The following is an 18,030-nucleotide window of genomic DNA, read 5'->3' as shown; positions in this document are numbered from 1 at the left end:
ACGTAATGCTTTATTAGCGAAGAACCTTAGCGAGCAAGTGAGCACACAACTCTCAATCCAGCGCACAATAGTAGCTCTATGGGCGGGTTCTTCCAGAGTGGAACGCGTTACAGTTCAATATTTTCCTCCTAATACAGAGGTGGTCGTACTAGAGGGGAAAAAAGCCTATTGGAGGAGGATACGTCCGGATGCTCCGATAGAACTGTACCCATCTAAGGCCGACGGGGGTACCAAGTAAGCGGGCGGGGGAGTTTGAGCGTTCTGCCTAAGAAACCCAATCCTTGTTCTACTTACAACACGACATTCCCACTTCCCGGTGGAGGGCATGTTAATGTTACCTATTCACCTTGTGGTTCTGTAGATGCTGCATCTTGCCAGGCCGCTTGTGCACTGACGGGAGGTCACATGAAATTATGCTGTAGTCCAAATCCACGCCTCATAGTCGATCCTAAGCACAAGCCTCCTAGATATCGAATAGAAATTGCCATCGTCTGTGTCTGTACACGGTCGGTTCAGCCCACAGGAGGGAAAATCTATGTTGCATCAGCATGATGAAAACCAACTTCAGTCTTCCGGCTCCTACTACAAACAGCTTATGGCTTTACAAACCCGCTATCAGGAAACGGAAAAGCTGTTTTCGGAACACATAAGACGCTTAAGAAAGGTAGAGCGCCAGAGAAGGCTTTGGAGCCTCATGGCCGGCTTCGTGGGGGTTATCATAGGCATAGGGATTGGGAAGCACCTACATTCCCATCCCGCTAAGCAGGATTCCGTCATGCACCAACGACCTCCATTAGTTGCTATTACATCTTCGAGTATACGAGACGCACCCTATATGGTGGTAAGTTGGGACGAGGGAAAACGGTGGAAACAGCGTCTGGTGATAAAAGGGAAACCCTACTTTGCTAAGTGAGCACGTAGGCTGCTATTACCTAGAAGCCGATAGCTTGATCCAATATGGCAATTAAAGCGAATAGGCAATCTAACGGTCGCCCTGAAGCCGACACGCATGTCGGCTACGGCAAGCCTAGAACCTTATTCTGATAGAATAAGTGAGCGTGGGGACAGAAGCCACGACAAAGATAGGGACACCTGGCTAGGCCTGCGTTACTAGAGGCTCGATTCTAAGTTATACGTTGTAAGGCGAACAGGGAGCGTGGAGACTTCGTATCTGACTATAAGATGCGAGTCTCCACGCCCAAAATCGTTATGTTATTCAACCCGTTTAGAATGGAGCATCTATGATGTTACGCGCAATCCGTGAGGCACTTCAAAGCCGCCGCGTGAAAAATACATCCGACTCACGCACCTATTTCCTGTCGCCCACAGGAAAAGCTTTTTGGCTTAATATCGGCCTGCTGCTGCTAGGGTTGATGGGACTTGGTATGGGCATGTTTTTTCTCTTCAAGGCTTTGACCTTTCCCTATATACCCTTCGTTCCACCCGTTCAATCGGGCAGCCCTGCCATACCTGCATTTCTAGATAAGAGTCTAATAGCACTTTTGCTCTCCCTATGCATTGGTATTGCATCGTTGGGGAACGCGATGGGGAACCTCATTTCTAAATGCCAGTTCCTCCGCATCAACGCCCAAAGCCTCCTTTCAACAAGTCTGTTCCGAACAACGTGGCTTCCATGGTCAGAAGTCGTAGAGATAAAACCTTGGGGGCCTCCAAATTCAAACAGGCACGGTTGGCTGATCGTAGGCCTGCGTGACTGGGTCTATATCCCCTCCTCCGCGGCTCACTCCGAAAAGGTGATAGAGGCCTGCAAAACCGCTCTCTCCCACTACCATGAGACGGCTGCTCCCACCTCCACCGCGCCAATTGCTTCTATCCAGAAGTTTTTCCATAGGCCACTTAGGTCCCTCGCGAGACTGGTCTTGAAATCTCTACCCTTTGTCGCTCTCACCGGTCTCCTTTTTATCTTTCATCCATGGAGACCCAATAAAAGCGGATTTAGCTTGATTGATGCATCTTTACAATCTGTTATTTTCTTATTCCTACTACTCGTTCTAATTTCATTACCGTATGCTATGATCATTGGTAGATTTGATGCGCTATCGCGTGCCAAGAAATTGTATAGACGCAAACCGCCACTCGCTCCAGAGGACATCACCCATTTGATTACTTATACGCTCTACTCCCTACCCAATAAACCCTTGAAGGATAGTTGGGAGGAGCAAGGCTGCCTCTATAGCTACATTTTGACCCGCTCGCTCAACGCTTTGCAGGACGTTAAAAAGAGTTGGCTGGAGGAGGTTCGCAAGCCGATTCATAAGCTTATGATGCAGGCTCCGGCTGCAGAGCTGGTAGAGGCGCTTATAAGAACGTTGGAGAGAGCGGGTTCACGAGAGGACATCCCCGTTTTGAAAAGTTTTGCGGAAGGAAAGGGAGCGGTGAAGGAGCCTTCCCTTTGCCGGCTGGCACTTGAGACGGCCGAGAAGTTAGCACGGAGCTTGGGCGTTGAGGAGTTGCTTCAACCCAGCGCGGCCCCTACGGAGCAGTTGCTGCATCCGAGCCAAACTCCTAAAGATAAGCTGCTTCTACATTCCACCACAACCGATCCCAACGAATTTAGCGTACAGAATACGAAAGAGAGCCAAGGTTCAAGAGAATATGCGCCTAGCAGCCCCATAAATAAACAGCACAACCTGGGATAAGCTTTGGTGCAATAGCCATATACCGATTCTTTATTCGACCAAAGAATGAAGAGCCGATTGCGGTAACCGTGCATGGAAGAGATAAAGCCAAGATTTTTAGGCAACAGGAGAGGAGGGAACGGCGCAAGGAGTGGCCGTGTGCGCAACATAAACGTTCTGCAAGAAAAACATAAACGTTCTGCAAGAAACATGAGGAGCGAACCATGTCACGTTTATCTGAAAGACTGGCCGGTCTGTTCAGGCCACATTCAATATGCGACTTTTGTGGCGCTACGTCGCCTGGCTTGGCAAGGCTTTTAGTAGGCCTGTCGAAACTCTTCTGGAGGCTGCTTACGTTGCATGGTCGGGCGCAGCAGGCGGTGTCCGCCAATGGCCTTCGGGTGATCATCACAGTCCCCGAAACCGTGCGTATTTGTGAGACCTGCCTGCGCTCTTTCCACACGAACCCAGAAGGCAAAGACCTCTCCCTAACCACGTACACCTGCAGCGTCTGTCATCGGCAACGGGAGGGCGGCGGCTTCCGAGGCCTGCATGGGGCGATCCTCTGCCCACAATGTGTGGAGATGATGGCAAGCGACCTCTTCAAAGAATAGGCGGCGGCAAGCCTAGTCTAAGCGATGCAGGCGGCCCCACAGCAGGCACTGCAGACCTGCCGTGTGGTGACCTGTTCAGCGGGCGCCGCCTCACTCGCCTAACCGGTGGCACACGCCCGCCAGGAAGCGCTTGGCTGCGCGGTATCTGTGGCATAATATGTGACAGCCTTCAAACATCCAAAGAAAGGAACATCATGGCACGTAAAGCGTTGATCGTGTGGGGAGGCTGGGAAGGCCACGAACCCCAGCAAGTGGCAGAGATTGTGGACGAAGTCCTTCGTCAACACGGCTTTCAGACGGAGGTCTCGCACACCCTCGACTCCTTCCTCGAGGTTGAAAAGCTGAAACAGCTCGACCTCATTGTGCCGATCTGGACGATGGGACACATTACCAACGAGCAGTTGCAGGGCGTTTGTGAGGCCGTGCGAAGCGGTGTGGGCCTCGGGGGATGCCATGGCGGCATGTGCGATTCGTTCCGTGAGGCCACCGAATGGCAGTTCATGACGGGCGGACAGTGGGTGGCGCATCCGGGCAACGATGGGGTTCGCTATACCGTGCGGCCGGTTCAGCCCGATCATTTCATTATGCAGGGGACAAAAGAGTTTGAGGTCTGCTCCGAACAGTACTACATGCATGTAGACCCGGCCAATAGGGTGCTCGCCGTTACCCGCTTTCCGGTTGCCGATGGCCCTCACGTCACCAACGGCGAGGTGGATATGCCGGTGGTATGGACGAAAATGTACGGCCAAGGGCGCGTGTTCTACTCCTCATTAGGCCATGTGGCCGCCGTGGTACGTCAGCCCGACCCCCTTCGCATCCTCACGCGAGGGCTGCTTTGGGCGGCACATGCGGAGGATGCCGCGTGAAAAAGCGGAGGGTGTTCCCCTCCGCTCCTCCATGCCGAAGGTGGGATTCGAACCCACACGGGGTCGCCCCCAACGGTTTTTGAGACCGCCGCGTCTACCGTTCCGCCACTTCGGCAACACGATGCTAGATTATACGGCTTCCGATGCCCCTCTGTCAATCGGGTAAGCATCCAGAGAGAGACCTCGACGCTACCGCCCCATCGGTGCCTTAACCGTTGTTAAAACCACACCCAAATATGGGGGTAGGCCTTGTGCCTACCCCCATAGCCTATTCTCATTGGCGTTCCAGACCGTCAACAGTTGCCAACCCTATCGCTTCACTTTCCAAATGTTTACCTCTACCGAACGACGCAGATCGCCCTCCTCCGGTCGAATAGCTCCGACCTCACACGTCTCCCAATCTATGCGCCAGCCTCTTCGTTCCAGATAGACCATCATCTCTAAGGTCGCATCACGCCCCGGATCGGCCAGCACCACCAAACCATCCGGCGCGAGGCTGCATCGAAAAATGGCCTCTAGTTCCGCATGAAAATGCCTATCGTAGAGAATATCCGCTCCAATAACATGATTAAAACGTTCCTCACAACGCCATTCTTTCCAATCCGCCAGAAAACGGGTGATTCCCTTTGTATGGTTCCGCTCTGCGTTGGCCTGCGCCAAACGCAGCGCCTCTGCCAGGTGATCGGTCTGAAACACCCTTGCTCCAACCTTACAGGCCACCAGCCCCGGCAGCCCGGCACCGGCACCAAGCTCCAACACCCGGCTGTTCTCCACAAGCGCCGCATGAGCCGCTATCCACTTGGCCAAAGCAACCGCCGACTCCCACAGCATAAGCCCAAACGGAAACTGCTCGAACTCATCCAGCCTATCGGCAAGAACGACCTGGTTTTGAACGGCCATGATCTCCCACGTGGTTTCACCAATGCCGATGGAGTGTCGTTCGAGAGGGAGAGACGAGAGACAGACGGAGCGCATTCAACAGCCCGAACCTATACCTCGACCGATTGAAAGCGAAATAAGGCCAACTCGGCAGGACAGCGGTAGCGCATCGGATAGCCGGTTACCCCAATACCACGGCTCACATAAAGCCGCGCACGCCCGTTCTCATACCACCCTGCCACCTGACGACACCCCAAATGGAAACGGCAAACCATCGCCGGAGTGGGAAACGGCAGACATATCTGCCCCCCATGCGTGTGGCCTGAAAGAATCACCACCTCCCGATCCGGAATCAGCTCAATGAGTCGAGGGTTGTGCGACAACACCACAGGCATCACCGTGGGGGGAACATTTGCAAAAGCACGCGCAACATCCGGCTGCCCCTCATGCAGATCGTCTACCCCAACAAGCCAAAGCCCGTGGGGCGTGCAAAGGCTTTCGTTATAAAGCAGTTTAATGTGCGCTGCCTCCAGATGCCTCCTCACGCCCGCGATCCCCCCACGGTGGTCATGATTGCCAAAAACCGCATAGATTCCTAACGGCGCCCTGAGACGACAAAGCAGCTCCGTTAAAGGGTAGTTACGCGCCGAGTGATTATCGTCAATATAGTCGCCGGTCAGCAACAGCATATCCGGGCATATCTTCTCCAGATACTGCCAAACGGCCTCAAAAACCGCATCCGTATTCCCAAAACCGGCATGAAGGTCGGTGATCTGGGCCACTAAAGCCCCCTCTAACTCCGCAGGAAGGCCCCGCACAGAAAGTAGATTTTCCGAAATCTCAACCGTATAGGGAAAGCGATGCCCACAATCAACCGACAACACAGCTCGAGGCGGCAAACGTCGCCCCTGAGGAGAAGCCTTCCTCAAAATCCCCCTCCCAAATCCCCATAGTTCGGCACCATGTTCGAGTTCGTATCGCTTTCAGAAGACATCCCATGAAGTTCGTTAAGCTCCTCCTGTGCCCGCTCTCCTTCGGGCAGCCCAGCTCCCTTTGCTACCGCATCCTCCAACTTCCTCTCCGCCCCAAACCGATCGCCTTGCAGAAGCAACTGCTGTGCCTCATCAAGGTCTTGCTGCGCCTCCTGCCGACGTTGGGCAATGAAATCGGCGCTGCCCGATGAAAATGTCCCGGACTGTGGAGCAGTGTTGGTCGAGAGCGTACCGGGCAGGGGAGCGATGTTGGTGGAGAGCGTTGTGGGCGGCTGCATATTCCCCGATGGACTTTGTTTGGCGAGCTGACTCTCTTGAGAGGCCTCCTGCGTGCGCCCTTCCGAACGAAGCAGTTCGCTTAACTCCTGATGCGCTGTGGCATAGCCGGGGGCATAGCGTAGGGCTGCCTCGTAGTCCTCCTCCGCCGTTTGAAGGTCGTGGTGCTCCATCGCCTGCCGTGCCAGCTGCACATAGGTATAGGCGAGGTCTGTTTTGATATCGGCCTTTTGCGAGGCATCCGTCGCGATATGGAGCGCTTTGAGAAAGCTTTGCAGAGCCGCCGAGTAGTTTTTCTTGGTGTAGGCCTGGTTGCCCTCACCGAGGATGTGCAGCACGAGCTGCCGATTTTGCTGTTGCTGATAGCTTTGATAGGCCTTCAGAAAGAAGATAACCCCCACCGCCAGTAAAACGCCAAGCGCAATGGCCACAAAAGCCCAGCCGAAAAAGGCCACCACCCCAGGAGGCAGGCTAAAATCGAATGAGGGACGTCGCCTTGCATGAGGCCAGTTCGGAGGGTGTCCATAAGCAGGCAGCCCGGAGGCCGTATAGGGCGGTGGTATTGCTTGGCTCAACGCCGTGCTGCCGGGGGGCGAGACGACAGGCGGAGCCGCAGCCATCTGCGAGGGGTCTCCGCCCGGGCCGGGTTTTGACCAGCGCCACGGCAACCCACCGCCGCCGTAGCTGACGTTCGGACTATTCGACGGCATGGGCACCATCACGCCAGGGGGAGACGCCGGAGAAGGGGGGGGTTGTGGTGTCGGCACGTTGGTGGGAAACGGTGTAGGGTAGTAAGAGCCGGTTATTTGCGCGCCCATGGCCGGGTTCATAGTGGCCATCTGCAGCGCCCGCTGCAACTCCTGGCGCATCTCCTCTGCGGAAGCGGGTCGTAGATTGGGGTTTTTGGAGAGCGCACGACGTATAACCTGCTCTACCGAGGCGGGCACGCCTATCAAGGGCGCGGGATCGGCGTTCATAATGGCGTAGGTAATGCTTACCACGCTGTCGCCCACAAAAGGTTTGCGCCCCGTGAGCATCTCGTAGAGCACGGCGCCCAGAGAAAAGAGATCGGAGCGATGGTCAATGGCACGTCCCTCGATCTGTTCAGGCGACATGTAGCTTGGGGTTCCAAAAATCTGGCCGTCTTTGGTGAGCGCCGGCTCTTCCGTTAACCGCGCGATGCCGAAATCGGTAAGTTTGGCTTTTCCACCCGAAATATGGATGTTTTCCGGTTTAATGTCGCGGTGAATCACCTGATGCGCATGGGCATAGGCAAGCGCTTCCAATATCTGACAGGCAATATCTACCGCCTCGTTTACAGGCAGAGCGCCGCGCAGGGCGAGAATATCGCGCAGGCTTTGGCCCTCCAAAAACTCCATGGCGATGTAGTAGTTCCCGTTCTCCTCGCCATAATCGTAAACGGCCACAATATTCGGATGGGAGAGTCGTCCTGCCGCCCGCGCTTCTCGGCTGAAACGTTCTATACGCTCTCTGCGAGCTGCCCCAACGAGATTAGGAGGGATGTTAAGAACTTTGAGAGCCACCCGACGGCCAAGCGTCTCGTCATACGCCTCATAGACGATGTCGTTGCTGCGCGCAATTTCTCGCTTTATTCGGTATTTCCCGCGTATTAAACCGTCAACCACGCCTTGCCCCTCGGGTTCTCCGTTGTTGCATTTCCACTATATGCCATTATACGCCAAAGCCTTTAAAAACTTCATCTTCATCATTCTTGACACGGTAGCTTTCGCTACGGTATACTGCCCCACGTCGAACAACGGTACCTATTTAAGGAGATGTTTCATGTCGCGCGTATGTCAGGTGTCGGGCGTTGGGCCGATGAAAGGCCACCGCAAGCGGCATCCCCACAGTGGAGCGTGGAAACTGCGGGCACCTAAAAAGAACCATACCTTTGTGCCGAACCTGCAAACCGTCACCGTGCCGACGCCGGAAGGTAAGGTCCGACTTAAGGTTACCACCAGCGTGCTCACCAGTCGCGAGTTTCAAGACTATCTCAGCGGCGTAAAACCTCTGCCCGAAGAGATTATCAAAAAAGCACGCCCGCGCTCTAAAAAGTAGTTTCCCCTTTCCACATCCGAAAAAGCTCCTGCAGTTGCAGGAGCTTTTCTCTTACTACTCTTCACTTCCACCGCGCCTTGCTTTGTAGTCCGCCAAAGTTTTGCGGAGCACCTCATCCGAAGGCTCTACCAACACCACCCGCTCCTCCGGCAGAGCCTCAATAAGAATGGTGGGCACTTTGCCCACACCTCCATTGAAAGCACGCATAGCCTCCTCGGCGCAGGGCACCTTCTCGATATCTATCTCCACAAAATCCACTCCGGCCTCTTTTAAAACCTGGCGTGCGCGAAGACAGTCCGGGCACCACGCGGTACTGTAAACAACGATCAATTCCTTTCCATCCTCTAACCTATAGCCCTAAAACACCTCTCACCCTCCTTATACGTCTCGACAGCTGCCAATATCGTTTCTACACGTGCGATGGCGCCTCGTCACGCACGGTTACCTGAGCGCCCAAAGCCTCAAGCTCCCGCCTTAAACTCTCCGCCTCTAACGCGGGAATGTCGAAGGCGACGATAAGCGGGGTTGTCTGCGAGGTTGTCTGTAGCAACATCCGTGCCTGCTCCTCATTCACCCCCATCTCTCGGCGCAAAATGGCGATAAGCTGTCGCTCGGCAGAGGGCGGATAGGCGCGCATCAACACCGTTTGGTTAGCCGCCCCTAACCGAACCGCAGGACTTTGCACCCGCGCTACAACCGAGTCGGGTAGCGGCTCCGGCTCCTTCTCCTTCTTTGGGTGCACCGGGATAGATAGCCCACACCGATCACAAATATAGTGGTCGGCAATCGAAGCGACCTTGTAATCCACGTTGCATTTCGGGCAGGCAACAATGGTGATCGGAACCATATGGCCGTCCTGATAGTAGATCGTCCGCTTGCAGTGCTCGCAGATGAAGTCCTCCATCGGCGGCTCCACAAGCACGTTCACCTCCTCGCAGTAGGGACATGTCACCTGAGAGCCTTTAATACGGCTCAAGCGCAGCAGATAAATGGCCGGGATCAACACCACAAGCGTGCCGAGCCCCAGTAGCACTAAGAGGGCCTTATCCGCCGCAAGTCTTTCGCTTGCCGGCAGGGCATCGCGGATCATCCTTCCGATCACCAGCAATACCGCGAGAACAATAGCCCTTTTTACAACGCTGATAACCGCAGATGTGTACTCCTCTTCCTTTAGCTCGGAGACGAGTTTTGCCATTTTCTTCCTCCTTCTTGGAAGGACACAGGGAAGAAGCCACCACTTACAGGCTCTTCCAACAACAGCGAACCGACCGGATGATACTTACTTATGTATTGGACGTTACAACTTCTCCCACGTTTCAGAAACTCGTGGAAAGCCTCGTCGAAGACCTCTAAAACGGTGCCGATGTTAAAGAACAATCAAGAACAGTATAGCGCTTCGACGCGCCTTTGTCAAGCGGATTTTTATAAAGGAGACCTCTATCGGGTAGACTATACGTCTGAAATCGTTTTCGTTGAGGAGTTTGCAGCCGCCATCCCATGAAAGTCGGCATCATCGGTCTGCCACAAACAGGCAAAACAAGCCTCTATAATGCCCTTACCCGCTCCAACGTGAACTTAGGTCAGTTCGACCCCAAACAGATTCACGTGGGCGTTGTTGCCGTGCCCGATCCGCGATTCGACTATGCTGTGGAGAAATGCCGCCCGAAGAAGGCCACCCCGGCGACCATCGAGTTTACCGAGGGCGGGCCACGCATCGAATCGGGGGGACCGGCAGGCCGAGCTACCAAATTTGGAACCGACTTCTTTGCCCATGTGCGCCTTATGGACGCTCTCGTGCTCGTGGTGCGTGCTTTCGAGGACGAACGGGTGCCGCCGCCGGAACACGGCCTTAACCCGCTGCGCGAGGCCCAACAGGTGCAGGAGGAGTTGATCTTTGCCGATCTTATGGTGATAGAGGGACGCCTTGAACGGCTCGAGAAAGCGCGCCAGCAAAAGCGCCAAAACCCCGCCGAGGCGGTTGAATATGAGGTGCTGCAACGCCTTAAAGCCCATCTGGAAACCATGCAGCCGGTGCGCACCTTTCCGCTTACCCCCGAAGAAGAGCGGGCGCTGCGAAGCTACGCTTTTGTCTCCGGCAAGCCACTGTTGCTTGTGGCCAATATCAGCGAAAACCAGGTAGGGCAAGAAAAGCCCGAATCCCTTGCCCCCCTCGCCCAGTTCGCCGCAGAGCAGCATCTGCCGCTCATCCCGCTCTGCGCCCGCGCCGAGATGGAAGTCGCCCAAATGGCTCCCCAAGAAGAACAAGAGTTCCTGCAAGCGCTCGGCATCGCCGAACCGGCTCGAAATCGTCTCATCCGCGCCGCCTATGAAGCGCTGGGCCTGATCAGCTTTTTTACCGTGGGTGAGGATGAGGTACGCGCCTGGACGATTCCTCAAGGCACCAACGCCGTAGGAGCCGCCGAAAAGATTCACTCCGACCTTGCCCGCGGCTTCATTCGCGCCGAGGTCATCGCCTTCGACGATTTTCGGTCCGCCGGTGGCTGCTGGGAAGAGGCCAAAGCCGCCGGAAAGATGCGCCTCGAAGGCAAAGAGTATATCGTGAAAGATGGCGATATCGTGCACATTCGCTTTAAAGTGTAGCCGTTGCAACGATAAACGGAACGAGGGTTCTATCCGTAAAGAATACGTCACCCGCAAAGCTGCATGAGGAGAGAGCATGCTAGAGGTAAAAATACTCATCGCAGAGGACGACGCGCTGCAGCGTCTCGACCTGAAACGGATGCTGGAGCAGCTCGGCCACTGCGTTGTTGGGGAGGCGGAGGATGGTGAAGAGGCTTGCCGCTTAGCGCGCAGCCTTCGCCCCGACCTTACCATCCTCGACATCATGATGCCCAAAATCGGCGGCCTGGAAGTGGCAGAGATACTCAGCAAAGAGCGGCTCTGCCCCGTGCTCATGCTCACCGCCTACAGCGATGCCCCCATGATCGAGAAGGCCTGTAAGGCCGGTGTGCTGGCCTATCTGGTTAAGCCCTATCGGCAGCAGGAGCTTCAACCGGCCATCACCATTGCTATCGCCCGCTACCGCGAACTTCTTGCACTTGAAGGCGCCTTAGAAAGCACGCGTGAAGAGCGCGAACTTATGGAGCTAACGGCCAAAGCGCAACGCGCCCTGATGCAACTGCATGAACTTACCGAAAGAGAGGCCGAGCGGCGCCTACAGGCGCTTGCGCTCTCCTCCGGCCGCTCCTTGCGCGAGGTAGCCGAAGCGGTTCTCCTCGCCTACGAAACAACCGCCACCTCTCCCAAAAAGGGGCGTCGCAACTAGGTAGGGGCAACCTTTGTGGTTGTCCCCATTGCGATGGCCCCATTTCCAGGGCAGGCACAAGGCCTGCCCCTACGATATCTCCATCCTCGAACGCAGATAGCGCCCAGGTAGCAACTTGCCCAAAGAACTCTCCAAATAGCGCGAAGCCTCTGTCACCTTCGCCAAATTTACATCGGTCTCAATGTGCATGCCCTGCAAAAGCACCAACAAGTCCTCCGTTGCCACATTCCCCGCGGCGCCCGGAGCAAAGGGGCACCCACCCGCTCCACCGGAAGCCGCGTCAAAGGTGGCCACGCCTAGCTCTAGACTTGTCAGCACGTTCGCAAGGGCCAAACCCCATGTGTCGTGAAAATGCATTGCCGTGCGCTCCAACGGCAAAACGGGCGCCAGAACCTCCAACAACTGCACCACATCGGTTGGCGCCGCATGGCCGATGGTGTCGGCTAACGAAACCTCGTCAACCCCAATCTCCAACAGCGACTCCACCACAGAACGCACCTGCGTAGGAGACACGCGGCCCTCATAAGGACAGTAAAATGCCGTAGAAACGTAGCCGCGCACGCGAATCCCCTCCGACCGAGCCATCTGACAAACCGCCCGAATCTCCTCGAGGGCCTCCTTCATCCCCATGCCGATATTGCGCAGAGAAAAGGTTTCGCTGGCCGCAGCTAAAACAGCTATTGATCGAACGCCCGCTGCCAAAGCCCGCTCCAGCCCGCGTCGGTTGGGCACCAGCCCCGTGTAACGCACTTTTTCGGAAAAACGAAGCTGCCCGCAGAGCGCCTCGGCATCGGCTAACTGGGGCACACGTTTTGGACTAACAAAAGAGGTGATCTCGATTTCGCTAAATCCTGCCTCGGAAAGCAGGGCGATATACTGCGCCTTCACCTCGGTGGGCAGAATAAGCGGTTCGTTCTGAAGACCATCTCGCGGCCCAACCTCTACCACCCTAGCCCGCCGAGGCATTTCGGCAAAATGCCGTTCCACCGCTCGCACCCGCTCTACAAGGCCGTTTTCTTGCATAACGCCTCCTTCACTGCAGGGCTTTTAACTGTTTGCGCAGCCGTGTGATGCGAAACAACACAAGAACACCGGCAACACCGTTGGCGATCTGCAAAATGCGCCAATACTGCACCAGACCAGAAGCCCACGTGAGGACATCCGATAACGCCAATTCGCATTGAGAAGGGGACTGGGGAAGATAGAGCACAGGGGTAACATGGCCAACCACCAGCGTGCTGAACGTTTCGGGCGATACAGGGCTTTTGCCTGTGTAAGTGCGATCCGACACGGTATAACGAAAAGTGACCAGATCGCCCGACGTCGTGACCCGTTTCGCGGTGATTGTCGCCATCGTTTGCTCCCCCTGCTTTAGCAACAAATGGAAACGTTGCGCTCGCATCTCTACGGCATGAATGGCACACTGCAGCACCCCAATAACGAATATAAAGAGAAGCAGGAAAATGATATAGCCGAGCAGAAGCCGCTTTTTGCTAGAACCAGAGACGACACTCATTCTTCCACCAACTCCACCAACGGCTCCCCATGCGATACCAACTGTCCCGCCTGCACCCATAAACGTTTCACCTGACCGGCACAAGGCGCGCCGATACGCATCACCACTTTCATGGCTTCAAGCACCAACAGCGGCTGCTCCTTCTCCACAAGCTGCCCTTCGCTCACCAACACCTCCGACACCACACCCACCATCGGCGCTCGCACAAGTCCGCCCTTCCCCTCAAGGCCGACTCCCTTCCCCTCCGTCGCTCTTTCCCCGTAAGTCTCCGGCCGACCCCCTCCTTCCTCCATACGTTCAAAGAGATAGACTCGTCCTTTCCAAGACACCGCTATGCGTCCATCTAGGTCAACAACCGGCACGCGCAGGAGCCGTTCGGGTTGCCCGTCGGCATCGCACAGTGCGATCTCAACCCAAGGCATAAGCTGGGTCGCCATCCCCACTCTTCGCAAGCGAACCCGATAGCTTTGCCCATTCGGCAGCGTAACCTTATAGATTTCGCCTTCTGCCTCCAGATCAAGGCTTAGTAGGTTCTCCGCTGCCTCTTCCAAACGATAGTTATAACGCATAGACATCCCTCATGTGTTTCGCCAACGCCCCACCGTGTACCACGGGCTTAACGGGTTTTGCGAAGCCGAGAGAGAGACACCACGCAAAGCAGGTAAACGGTCGCCTTCAACGCTCGCTGCAGCCAAGGCCAGCAGCACCTCCTCCGGTGGCTCTGTGGACGGCTTCCATTCGGCAAAATGCTCCTCAAGAAAACGGGTGGAAAGGTCGCCCTCACGAAACGCGCGATGGCGGATAATGTCGAGCAGATAAGCGAGATTCGTCTTGACCCCCACGCCATGCGTCTCCATGAGGGCGCGCTCGAGCCGGGCTAAAGCCTCATCCCGCGTTCTCCCAAAAGCGATGATCTTGGCCAACAGCGGGTCGTAGTAAGGGGAAACAAAGCTACCTATCTCCAAAGCAGTATCCACCCGTATTCCGGGACCTTCGGGCGCCTGCCAAAATCGCACCGTTCCCGGCGAGGCCAAAAAATGGTTTGCCGGGTCTTCGGCGCAAAGGCGCACCTCGATGGCGTGCCCCATAAGGGAGATATCCTCTTGCGCGTAGGGCAAAGGACGCCCCTGTGCCACATGAAACTGAAGCCGCACAAGGTCTAAGCCGGTCACCGCCTCCGTCACCGGATGTTCTACTTGGAGGCGTGTATTGACCTCCAAAAAATAGAACCGGGGTTCCGCAGCGTTCGCCTCCACCAGAAACTCCACCGTGCCGGCTCCAACGTAGTTCGCCGCTTTGGCAATGCGCACGGCCGCCTCGGTCAACGCTTTGCGCAAAGTGGCATTGACACCGCAGGAAGGACTCTCCTCAACGATCTTTTGGTAACGGCGCTGAACCGAGCACTCCCGTTCAAACAGATGGATCACGTTGCCTTGAGAATCGCCTAAAATCTGCACCTCCACATGGCGTGCACGTGGAATGTAGCGTTCGAGGAAGATTCGTTCGTCCCCAAAAGCCGCCAGAGCCTCGCCGCGTGCGGCCGCAAGCGCTTCCGGCAGTTGTGCCAAATCCGAAACGATCCGCATGCCCCGCCCGCCGCCACCGCCGGCTGCTTTGAGGATAAGCGGCGTGCCGATGCGTTTTGCCTCTCTCAGGAGCCGACGCTCCGACATATCGTCATCCGTATAGCCGGGCACGGTGGGCACATCGATTCGCTCCGCAAGGGCGCGTGCCGCACATTTGTCTCCCAGCTGCCGAATGGTCTCGGGCGAAGGCCCCACAAAAATCAACCCCTGTGCTCGGCAAGCGGCGGCAAAATCGGCATTCTCCGAGAGAAACCCATAGCCGGGGTGCACCATGTCGGCACGAGCACGTCGTGCTACCTGCAGCAGACGCTCGATATTTAGATAGCTCTCGCGGGCCGGCGCCGGCCCTAAAAGATGGGCTTCATCGCTTAAAGCCACATGCAGGGCATCGCGATCCGCCTCTGAATAGACGGCAATAGTGTGAAACCCCATCTCTTTGCACGTGCGCAAGATACGCACCGCGATCTCACCGCGATTGGCTATCAGCACCCGCTTCACGACAGCGCCTCGAAGAAGGAGGGACGCCGCTTTTCGAGAAAAGCCTGAAAGCCCTCTTTGGCCTCTTTGCTCATGCGCCGCTCCACCAAATAGGCGATCGTGAGATCGGCCGTTTCTGATGAAGAAAACCCCTGAAGATGCACCAGGAGTCGCTTCACGGCCGCAATGGCCTCCGGTCCGCATTGGAGAATGGCTTCCACTTTACGCTCTACGGCCTCATCGAGAGCGTTGGGCATCGCCACCTGCTGCACCAAACCGATGCGTAACGCCTCCGTCGCCGTAATGCGTTCTCCGGTCACAAACAAAGCTCTTGCCGTCCCCAACCCCACTTTTTGCACCACCCAAGGGGCAATGGTAGCCGGTATAAGCCCGATTCGCACCTCGCTGAACGCAAAAAACGCCTCCTCCGCTGCGATGGCGATATCGCAAACGGCCGCCAGCCCCGCTCCACCCCCTATGGCGGCACCATGTACGCGGGCAATGGTGACGCCAGGGAAGCTAGCGATCGCCTGAAACATCTGCTGTAGAGTCACAGCCTGTGCCCGTTGCGTGTCGAAATCGGCCTCCGTAAGTCGCTGCATCTCCTCAATGTCGGCTCCGGCACAAAACGCGGGGCCTTCCCCTCTTAGCACCACCACACGCGCCCTCTCGGCCAACTGATGAAAAGTCCTCGTTAGGGCGGTGCTCATCTCACTGTTTAAAGCATTGCGCACCCTTGGTCGGTTGAGCGTAATCGTCGCCAGCGCCCCACGTTGCTCCACATGCAAAAAGGTTCTCATAGGCTCAATTTCGCTCTCTACATCTCATCGAGCGCTCCATTTTGATTGTTATGTTCTCTACTCGCCCGCTTTTCTCCTGCAGACTTCGCCGGCAAAGCGACTGGCCTCCTTCCGCCACTCTTCCAAAACCCGAGGGCTTGGAGTGCGCAAGCTGCTTACAGGTCTCTGCCTCCTGCCCCTCAAGAGCGGCGGTGCTGCGCACTGCGCCCTTCCCTTCACGAGTAACCCCTACAGCCCCATCCCTTCCCCTCAAAACGGGTGGGAAGTGAAACTTAAGATTTCTCGCCTTCGGCTCGAAATGACAGTTGTGGCATCGGCCCCCACCCCCACTCCCCTCCCCCTATCAGGGAGAGGGGCACCTCGCGGTGGGCGTCCTCGCGGACGGCGCCTTTGCGGCCAGTACAGTTCGCATGATCGTCTATCTCACTGGCCGCTGCTGCGCCGTGCGCTAGCACCTCCCTAATAGGGGGAAAGGCCGGGATAGGGGGCGAACGAAGCCAACCTGCTCTACAAACTGCCTCTAGAACCGTGAAGCTGGCAGTCTCTGTAGCCACTCCCCCATCTTTCAGAACCGGTAGGAATGGAAACTCAAGATTTCTCGCCTGCGGCTCGAAATGACAGGTGTTGATCTCGTCTGCGGCTCGAAATGACAGGTGTTGATCTCGCCTGCGGCTCGAAATGACAGGTGTTGATCTCGTCTTCGGATCGAAAGGACGGGCGTATCGCCGGCCCCTCAAGGCCGACCCCCACACCTCTGCCCCTTGAATCTTTTTGTTAAAATAGGATACAAAGTTCTACTATATGGAGGATAGGTGAAGATGGCTCGCTCGTTACACAATCGGTTTGAAGGGGCGTTTGATCGTGCGCTTAAACCGCTCTACCGCCCCCTCTGCCGCTATGCAGCCAAACGTGTCGGCACACAGGACGCTGAAGATGTGGTGCAAGAGGCGCTTCTCGCCGCATGGAATGCACGTGACGACCGCGATGTCATTCCCCCAGCTGCCGAATTTCTGGCCTGGCTTCGCCGATTCGTGGACTACGCCTGTGCCGACCACCTTCGACGCCGCTTTCTCCACCCTGTCGAGACGCTTTCGGAAACGCAAGCAAACGCCATCGAACAGCGCCCGGCCCCACCACCCCTTACCGAACTGCTTCTCGGCTATCGCCAAGAGCTATATCGCCTTCTTCAAACCGTGCCTCTCACACAACGCCAGCACTTCTGCCTCAGCGCCTGGCTCGAAGGCAAGAGTCAGTTCCAAATTGCCGCCACACTTCGTGTAGACCCCAAAACGGTATGGGAGCATCTCGATGCCGCCACGCGCAAACTGAGCCGAGCCATGAAAACGGAACATATCGCCATCCTCGAAGTCTATTACGCCGAGGTTCGCCGCCCCATCTACCAAGCCCCGGAAACCGTGGGAGCGCGCCTCGCACGCGAAAAACTCGCTTCCTACTCCTCAAGGCCGACGGTGCTGCGCCCAAGGCGGACGCCCTCCCCCTCAGCACCTTCCCCTTCAAAGCCAACGCCCTCCACCTCAGAACGGGTGGAAATGGAAACTTAAGATTTCTCGCCTTCAGCTCGAAATGACAGTTGTTTATCTCGGAATGACAGTTGTTTATCTCACGAGAAATGACGGGCGTATCATCGGCTCCTCAAGGCCTACCCCTACAAGCCTCCCATCCCTCCCCCCATTGGGGAGAGGGGCACCTCGCGGTGGGCAACTCAGCGGCCAGGAAGATTGCCTTACCCGCCTATTTCTCTGGCCGCTGCTGCGCCGTGCGCTAGCACCTCCCGAATCGGGGGAAAGGATGGGATAGGGGGCGAACAAAGTCGGCTTACTCCACGAATTGGCTCTAGAACGGTGAAGCCGGCAGTCTCTGCAGCCCCACCCCCATTTTTCAGAACCGGTGGCGATTGAAATTCAAGATTTCTCGCCTTCGGCTCGAAATGACAGTGGTGTGACCGGCTCGAAATGACAGTGGTGTGACCGGCTCGAAAGGACAGTTGTTCATCTCATCC

At 56.2% G+C, this 18,030-nt stretch carries 20 protein-coding genes and 1 tRNA gene; 9 read left to right on the top strand and 12 right to left on the bottom strand.

Features of this window, described 5'->3' with window-relative positions; translation table 11 throughout:
- Positions 1-535: 535 nt before the first annotated feature.
- On the top strand, positions 536-913 hold the full coding sequence (locus tag VKV18_RS04105; RefSeq protein ID WP_324202956.1) for a hypothetical protein: 378 nt from the start codon (positions 536-538) through the stop codon (positions 911-913).
- A 763-nt stretch (positions 914-1,676) separates the two neighbouring features.
- On the opposite strand, the gene VKV18_RS04100 is transcribed toward VKV18_RS04105, so the two are convergent.
- Positions 1,677-1,850, bottom strand: a complete 174-nt coding sequence (locus VKV18_RS04100) for a hypothetical protein (RefSeq protein ID WP_324202955.1) — start codon at positions 1,848-1,850, stop codon at positions 1,677-1,679.
- 225 nt (positions 1,851-2,075) lie between these two features.
- On the opposite strand from VKV18_RS04100, the gene VKV18_RS04095 reads away from it, so the two are divergent.
- The 3 genes from VKV18_RS04095 to VKV18_RS04085 all read left to right on the top strand — a co-directional run bounded on the left by VKV18_RS04095 (position 2,076) and on the right by VKV18_RS04085 (position 4,119).
- Positions 2,076-2,660 (top strand): hypothetical protein, encoded by a 585-nt coding sequence (locus VKV18_RS04095; RefSeq protein ID WP_324202954.1) that lies wholly within the window; start codon positions 2,076-2,078, stop codon positions 2,658-2,660.
- Between the two features lie 203 nt (positions 2,661-2,863).
- Positions 2,864-3,253, top strand: coding sequence for a hypothetical protein (locus VKV18_RS04090; protein WP_324202953.1), 390 nt, complete (start codon positions 2,864-2,866; stop codon positions 3,251-3,253).
- A 194-nt stretch (positions 3,254-3,447) separates the two neighbouring features.
- Entirely contained in the window at positions 3,448-4,119 is a 672-nt protein-coding gene (locus VKV18_RS04085) for a ThuA domain-containing protein (protein WP_324200090.1), read from the top strand.
- A gap of 32 nt (positions 4,120-4,151) precedes the next feature.
- Here the strand turns inward: VKV18_RS04085 and VKV18_RS04080 are convergent.
- From VKV18_RS04080 to VKV18_RS04065, 4 genes are all read right to left on the bottom strand, one after another.
- Positions 4,152-4,234: transfer RNA gene (locus tag VKV18_RS04080), tRNA-Leu, on the bottom strand.
- Between the two features lie 194 nt (positions 4,235-4,428).
- A complete protein-coding gene (locus VKV18_RS04075; RefSeq protein WP_324202952.1) occupies positions 4,429-5,094 on the bottom strand; it encodes a class I SAM-dependent methyltransferase in 666 nt (221 codons plus the stop codon).
- 14 nt (positions 5,095-5,108) lie between these two features.
- Positions 5,109-5,927 carry a metallophosphoesterase gene (locus VKV18_RS04070; protein ID WP_324202951.1) on the bottom strand — a complete coding sequence of 273 codons (819 nt, stop codon included), beginning with the start codon at positions 5,925-5,927 and terminating at the stop codon, positions 5,109-5,111.
- Positions 5,924-7,912 carry a serine/threonine-protein kinase gene (locus tag VKV18_RS04065; protein ID WP_324202950.1) on the bottom strand — a complete coding sequence of 663 codons (1,989 nt, stop codon included), beginning with the start codon at positions 7,910-7,912 and terminating at the stop codon, positions 5,924-5,926. The genes VKV18_RS04070 and VKV18_RS04065 overlap by 4 nt, the downstream gene beginning before the upstream one ends.
- A 157-nt stretch (positions 7,913-8,069) precedes the next feature.
- Between VKV18_RS04065 and VKV18_RS04060 the strand changes: the two genes are divergently transcribed.
- On the top strand, positions 8,070-8,345 hold the full coding sequence (locus VKV18_RS04060) for a large ribosomal subunit protein bL28 (protein WP_324202949.1): 276 nt from the start codon (positions 8,070-8,072) through the stop codon (positions 8,343-8,345).
- Positions 8,346-8,399: 54 nt separating this feature from the next.
- On the opposite strand, the gene VKV18_RS04055 is transcribed toward VKV18_RS04060, so the two are convergent.
- Both VKV18_RS04055 and VKV18_RS04050 read right to left on the bottom strand, forming a co-directional pair.
- On the bottom strand, positions 8,400-8,675 hold the full coding sequence (locus VKV18_RS04055) for a glutaredoxin family protein (protein WP_324202948.1): 276 nt from the start codon (positions 8,673-8,675) through the stop codon (positions 8,400-8,402).
- Positions 8,676-8,754: 79 nt separating this feature from the next.
- On the bottom strand, positions 8,755-9,540 hold the full coding sequence (locus VKV18_RS04050) for a hypothetical protein (RefSeq protein ID WP_324202947.1): 786 nt from the start codon (positions 9,538-9,540) through the stop codon (positions 8,755-8,757).
- Positions 9,541-9,708: 168 nt separating this feature from the next.
- Between VKV18_RS04050 and VKV18_RS04045 the strand changes: the two genes are divergently transcribed.
- The 3 genes from VKV18_RS04045 to VKV18_RS04035 all read left to right on the top strand — a co-directional run bounded on the left by VKV18_RS04045 (position 9,709) and on the right by VKV18_RS04035 (position 11,631).
- Positions 9,709-9,846, top strand: a complete 138-nt coding sequence (locus VKV18_RS04045; protein WP_324202946.1) for a hypothetical protein — start codon at positions 9,709-9,711, stop codon at positions 9,844-9,846.
- Entirely contained in the window at positions 9,843-10,946 is a 1,104-nt protein-coding gene (gene ychF / locus VKV18_RS04040; RefSeq protein ID WP_324202945.1) for a redox-regulated ATPase YchF, read from the top strand. The genes VKV18_RS04045 and ychF overlap by 4 nt, the downstream gene beginning before the upstream one ends.
- Before the next feature lie 76 nt (positions 10,947-11,022).
- Positions 11,023-11,631 carry a response regulator gene (locus tag VKV18_RS04035; RefSeq protein ID WP_324202944.1) on the top strand — a complete coding sequence of 203 codons (609 nt, stop codon included), beginning with the start codon at positions 11,023-11,025 and terminating at the stop codon, positions 11,629-11,631.
- Between the two features lie 69 nt (positions 11,632-11,700).
- On the opposite strand, the gene VKV18_RS04030 is transcribed toward VKV18_RS04035, so the two are convergent.
- The 5 genes from VKV18_RS04030 to VKV18_RS04010 are packed head-to-tail and all read right to left on the bottom strand — an operon-like array spanning position 11,701 to position 16,010.
- Entirely contained in the window at positions 11,701-12,654 is a 954-nt protein-coding gene (locus VKV18_RS04030; RefSeq protein WP_324202943.1) for a hydroxymethylglutaryl-CoA lyase, read from the bottom strand.
- Positions 12,655-12,664: 10 nt separating this feature from the next.
- Positions 12,665-13,147 carry a DUF3592 domain-containing protein gene (locus VKV18_RS04025; protein WP_324202942.1) on the bottom strand — a complete coding sequence of 161 codons (483 nt, stop codon included), beginning with the start codon at positions 13,145-13,147 and terminating at the stop codon, positions 12,665-12,667.
- The gene (locus tag VKV18_RS04020; protein ID WP_324202941.1) at positions 13,144-13,716 is read right to left on the bottom strand and encodes an acetyl-CoA carboxylase biotin carboxyl carrier protein subunit; all 573 of its coding nucleotides are present in this window, start codon (positions 13,714-13,716) and stop codon (positions 13,144-13,146) included. Before VKV18_RS04020 ends, VKV18_RS04025 begins: the two co-directional genes overlap by 4 nt.
- Before the next feature lie 9 nt (positions 13,717-13,725).
- A complete protein-coding gene (locus VKV18_RS04015) occupies positions 13,726-15,231 on the bottom strand; it encodes an acetyl-CoA carboxylase biotin carboxylase subunit (protein WP_324202940.1) in 1,506 nt (501 codons plus the stop codon).
- On the bottom strand, positions 15,228-16,010 hold the full coding sequence (locus tag VKV18_RS04010) for an enoyl-CoA hydratase-related protein (RefSeq protein WP_324202939.1): 783 nt from the start codon (positions 16,008-16,010) through the stop codon (positions 15,228-15,230). Before VKV18_RS04010 ends, VKV18_RS04015 begins: the two co-directional genes overlap by 4 nt.
- An 818-nt stretch (positions 16,011-16,828) precedes the next feature.
- On the opposite strand from VKV18_RS04010, the gene VKV18_RS04005 reads away from it, so the two are divergent.
- Complete coding sequence (locus VKV18_RS04005) at positions 16,829-17,572, top strand: RNA polymerase sigma factor (protein WP_324202938.1); 744 nt, start codon at positions 16,829-16,831, stop codon at positions 17,570-17,572.
- The last annotated feature ends 458 nt before the right edge of the window (positions 17,573-18,030 follow it).

The sequence above is a fragment of the Chthonomonas sp. genome (assembly GCF_035294505.1).
Taxonomy (GTDB): Bacteria; Armatimonadota; Chthonomonadetes; order Chthonomonadales; family Chthonomonadaceae; genus Chthonomonas.
Note: the sequence above shows the minus strand (reverse complement) of the source record. Positions and strands in the feature narration are given on the sequence as shown.

What these genes read in the sequence shown, in the direction of transcription:
- VKV18_RS04105 (WP_324202956.1), top strand. Translation starts at nt 536, where the DNA reads ATGTTGCATCAGCATGATGAAAACCAACTTCAGTCTTCCGGCTCCTAC.
- VKV18_RS04100 (WP_324202955.1), bottom strand. Translation starts at nt 1,850, where the DNA reads ATGGAAAAACTTCTGGATAGAAGCAATTGGCGCGGTGGAGGTGGGAGC.
- VKV18_RS04090 (WP_324202953.1), top strand. Translation starts at nt 2,864, where the DNA reads ATGTCACGTTTATCTGAAAGACTGGCCGGTCTGTTCAGGCCACATTCA.
- VKV18_RS04085 (WP_324200090.1), top strand. Translation starts at nt 3,448, where the DNA reads ATGGCACGTAAAGCGTTGATCGTGTGGGGAGGCTGGGAAGGCCACGAA.
- VKV18_RS04075 (WP_324202952.1), bottom strand. Translation starts at nt 5,094, where the DNA reads ATGCGCTCCGTCTGTCTCTCGTCTCTCCCTCTCGAACGACACTCCATC.
- VKV18_RS04060 (WP_324202949.1), top strand. Translation starts at nt 8,070, where the DNA reads ATGTCGCGCGTATGTCAGGTGTCGGGCGTTGGGCCGATGAAAGGCCAC.
- VKV18_RS04050 (WP_324202947.1), bottom strand. Translation starts at nt 9,540, where the DNA reads ATGGCAAAACTCGTCTCCGAGCTAAAGGAAGAGGAGTACACATCTGCG.
- VKV18_RS04045 (WP_324202946.1), top strand. Translation starts at nt 9,709, where the DNA reads ATGTTAAAGAACAATCAAGAACAGTATAGCGCTTCGACGCGCCTTTGT.
- ychF (WP_324202945.1), top strand. Translation starts at nt 9,843, where the DNA reads ATGAAAGTCGGCATCATCGGTCTGCCACAAACAGGCAAAACAAGCCTC.
- VKV18_RS04035 (WP_324202944.1), top strand. Translation starts at nt 11,023, where the DNA reads ATGCTAGAGGTAAAAATACTCATCGCAGAGGACGACGCGCTGCAGCGT.
- VKV18_RS04030 (WP_324202943.1), bottom strand. Translation starts at nt 12,654, where the DNA reads ATGCAAGAAAACGGCCTTGTAGAGCGGGTGCGAGCGGTGGAACGGCAT.
- VKV18_RS04025 (WP_324202942.1), bottom strand. Translation starts at nt 13,147, where the DNA reads ATGAGTGTCGTCTCTGGTTCTAGCAAAAAGCGGCTTCTGCTCGGCTAT.
- VKV18_RS04020 (WP_324202941.1), bottom strand. Translation starts at nt 13,716, where the DNA reads ATGCGTTATAACTATCGTTTGGAAGAGGCAGCGGAGAACCTACTAAGC.
- VKV18_RS04010 (WP_324202939.1), bottom strand. Translation starts at nt 16,010, where the DNA reads ATGAGAACCTTTTTGCATGTGGAGCAACGTGGGGCGCTGGCGACGATT.
- VKV18_RS04005 (WP_324202938.1), top strand. Translation starts at nt 16,829, where the DNA reads ATGGCTCGCTCGTTACACAATCGGTTTGAAGGGGCGTTTGATCGTGCG.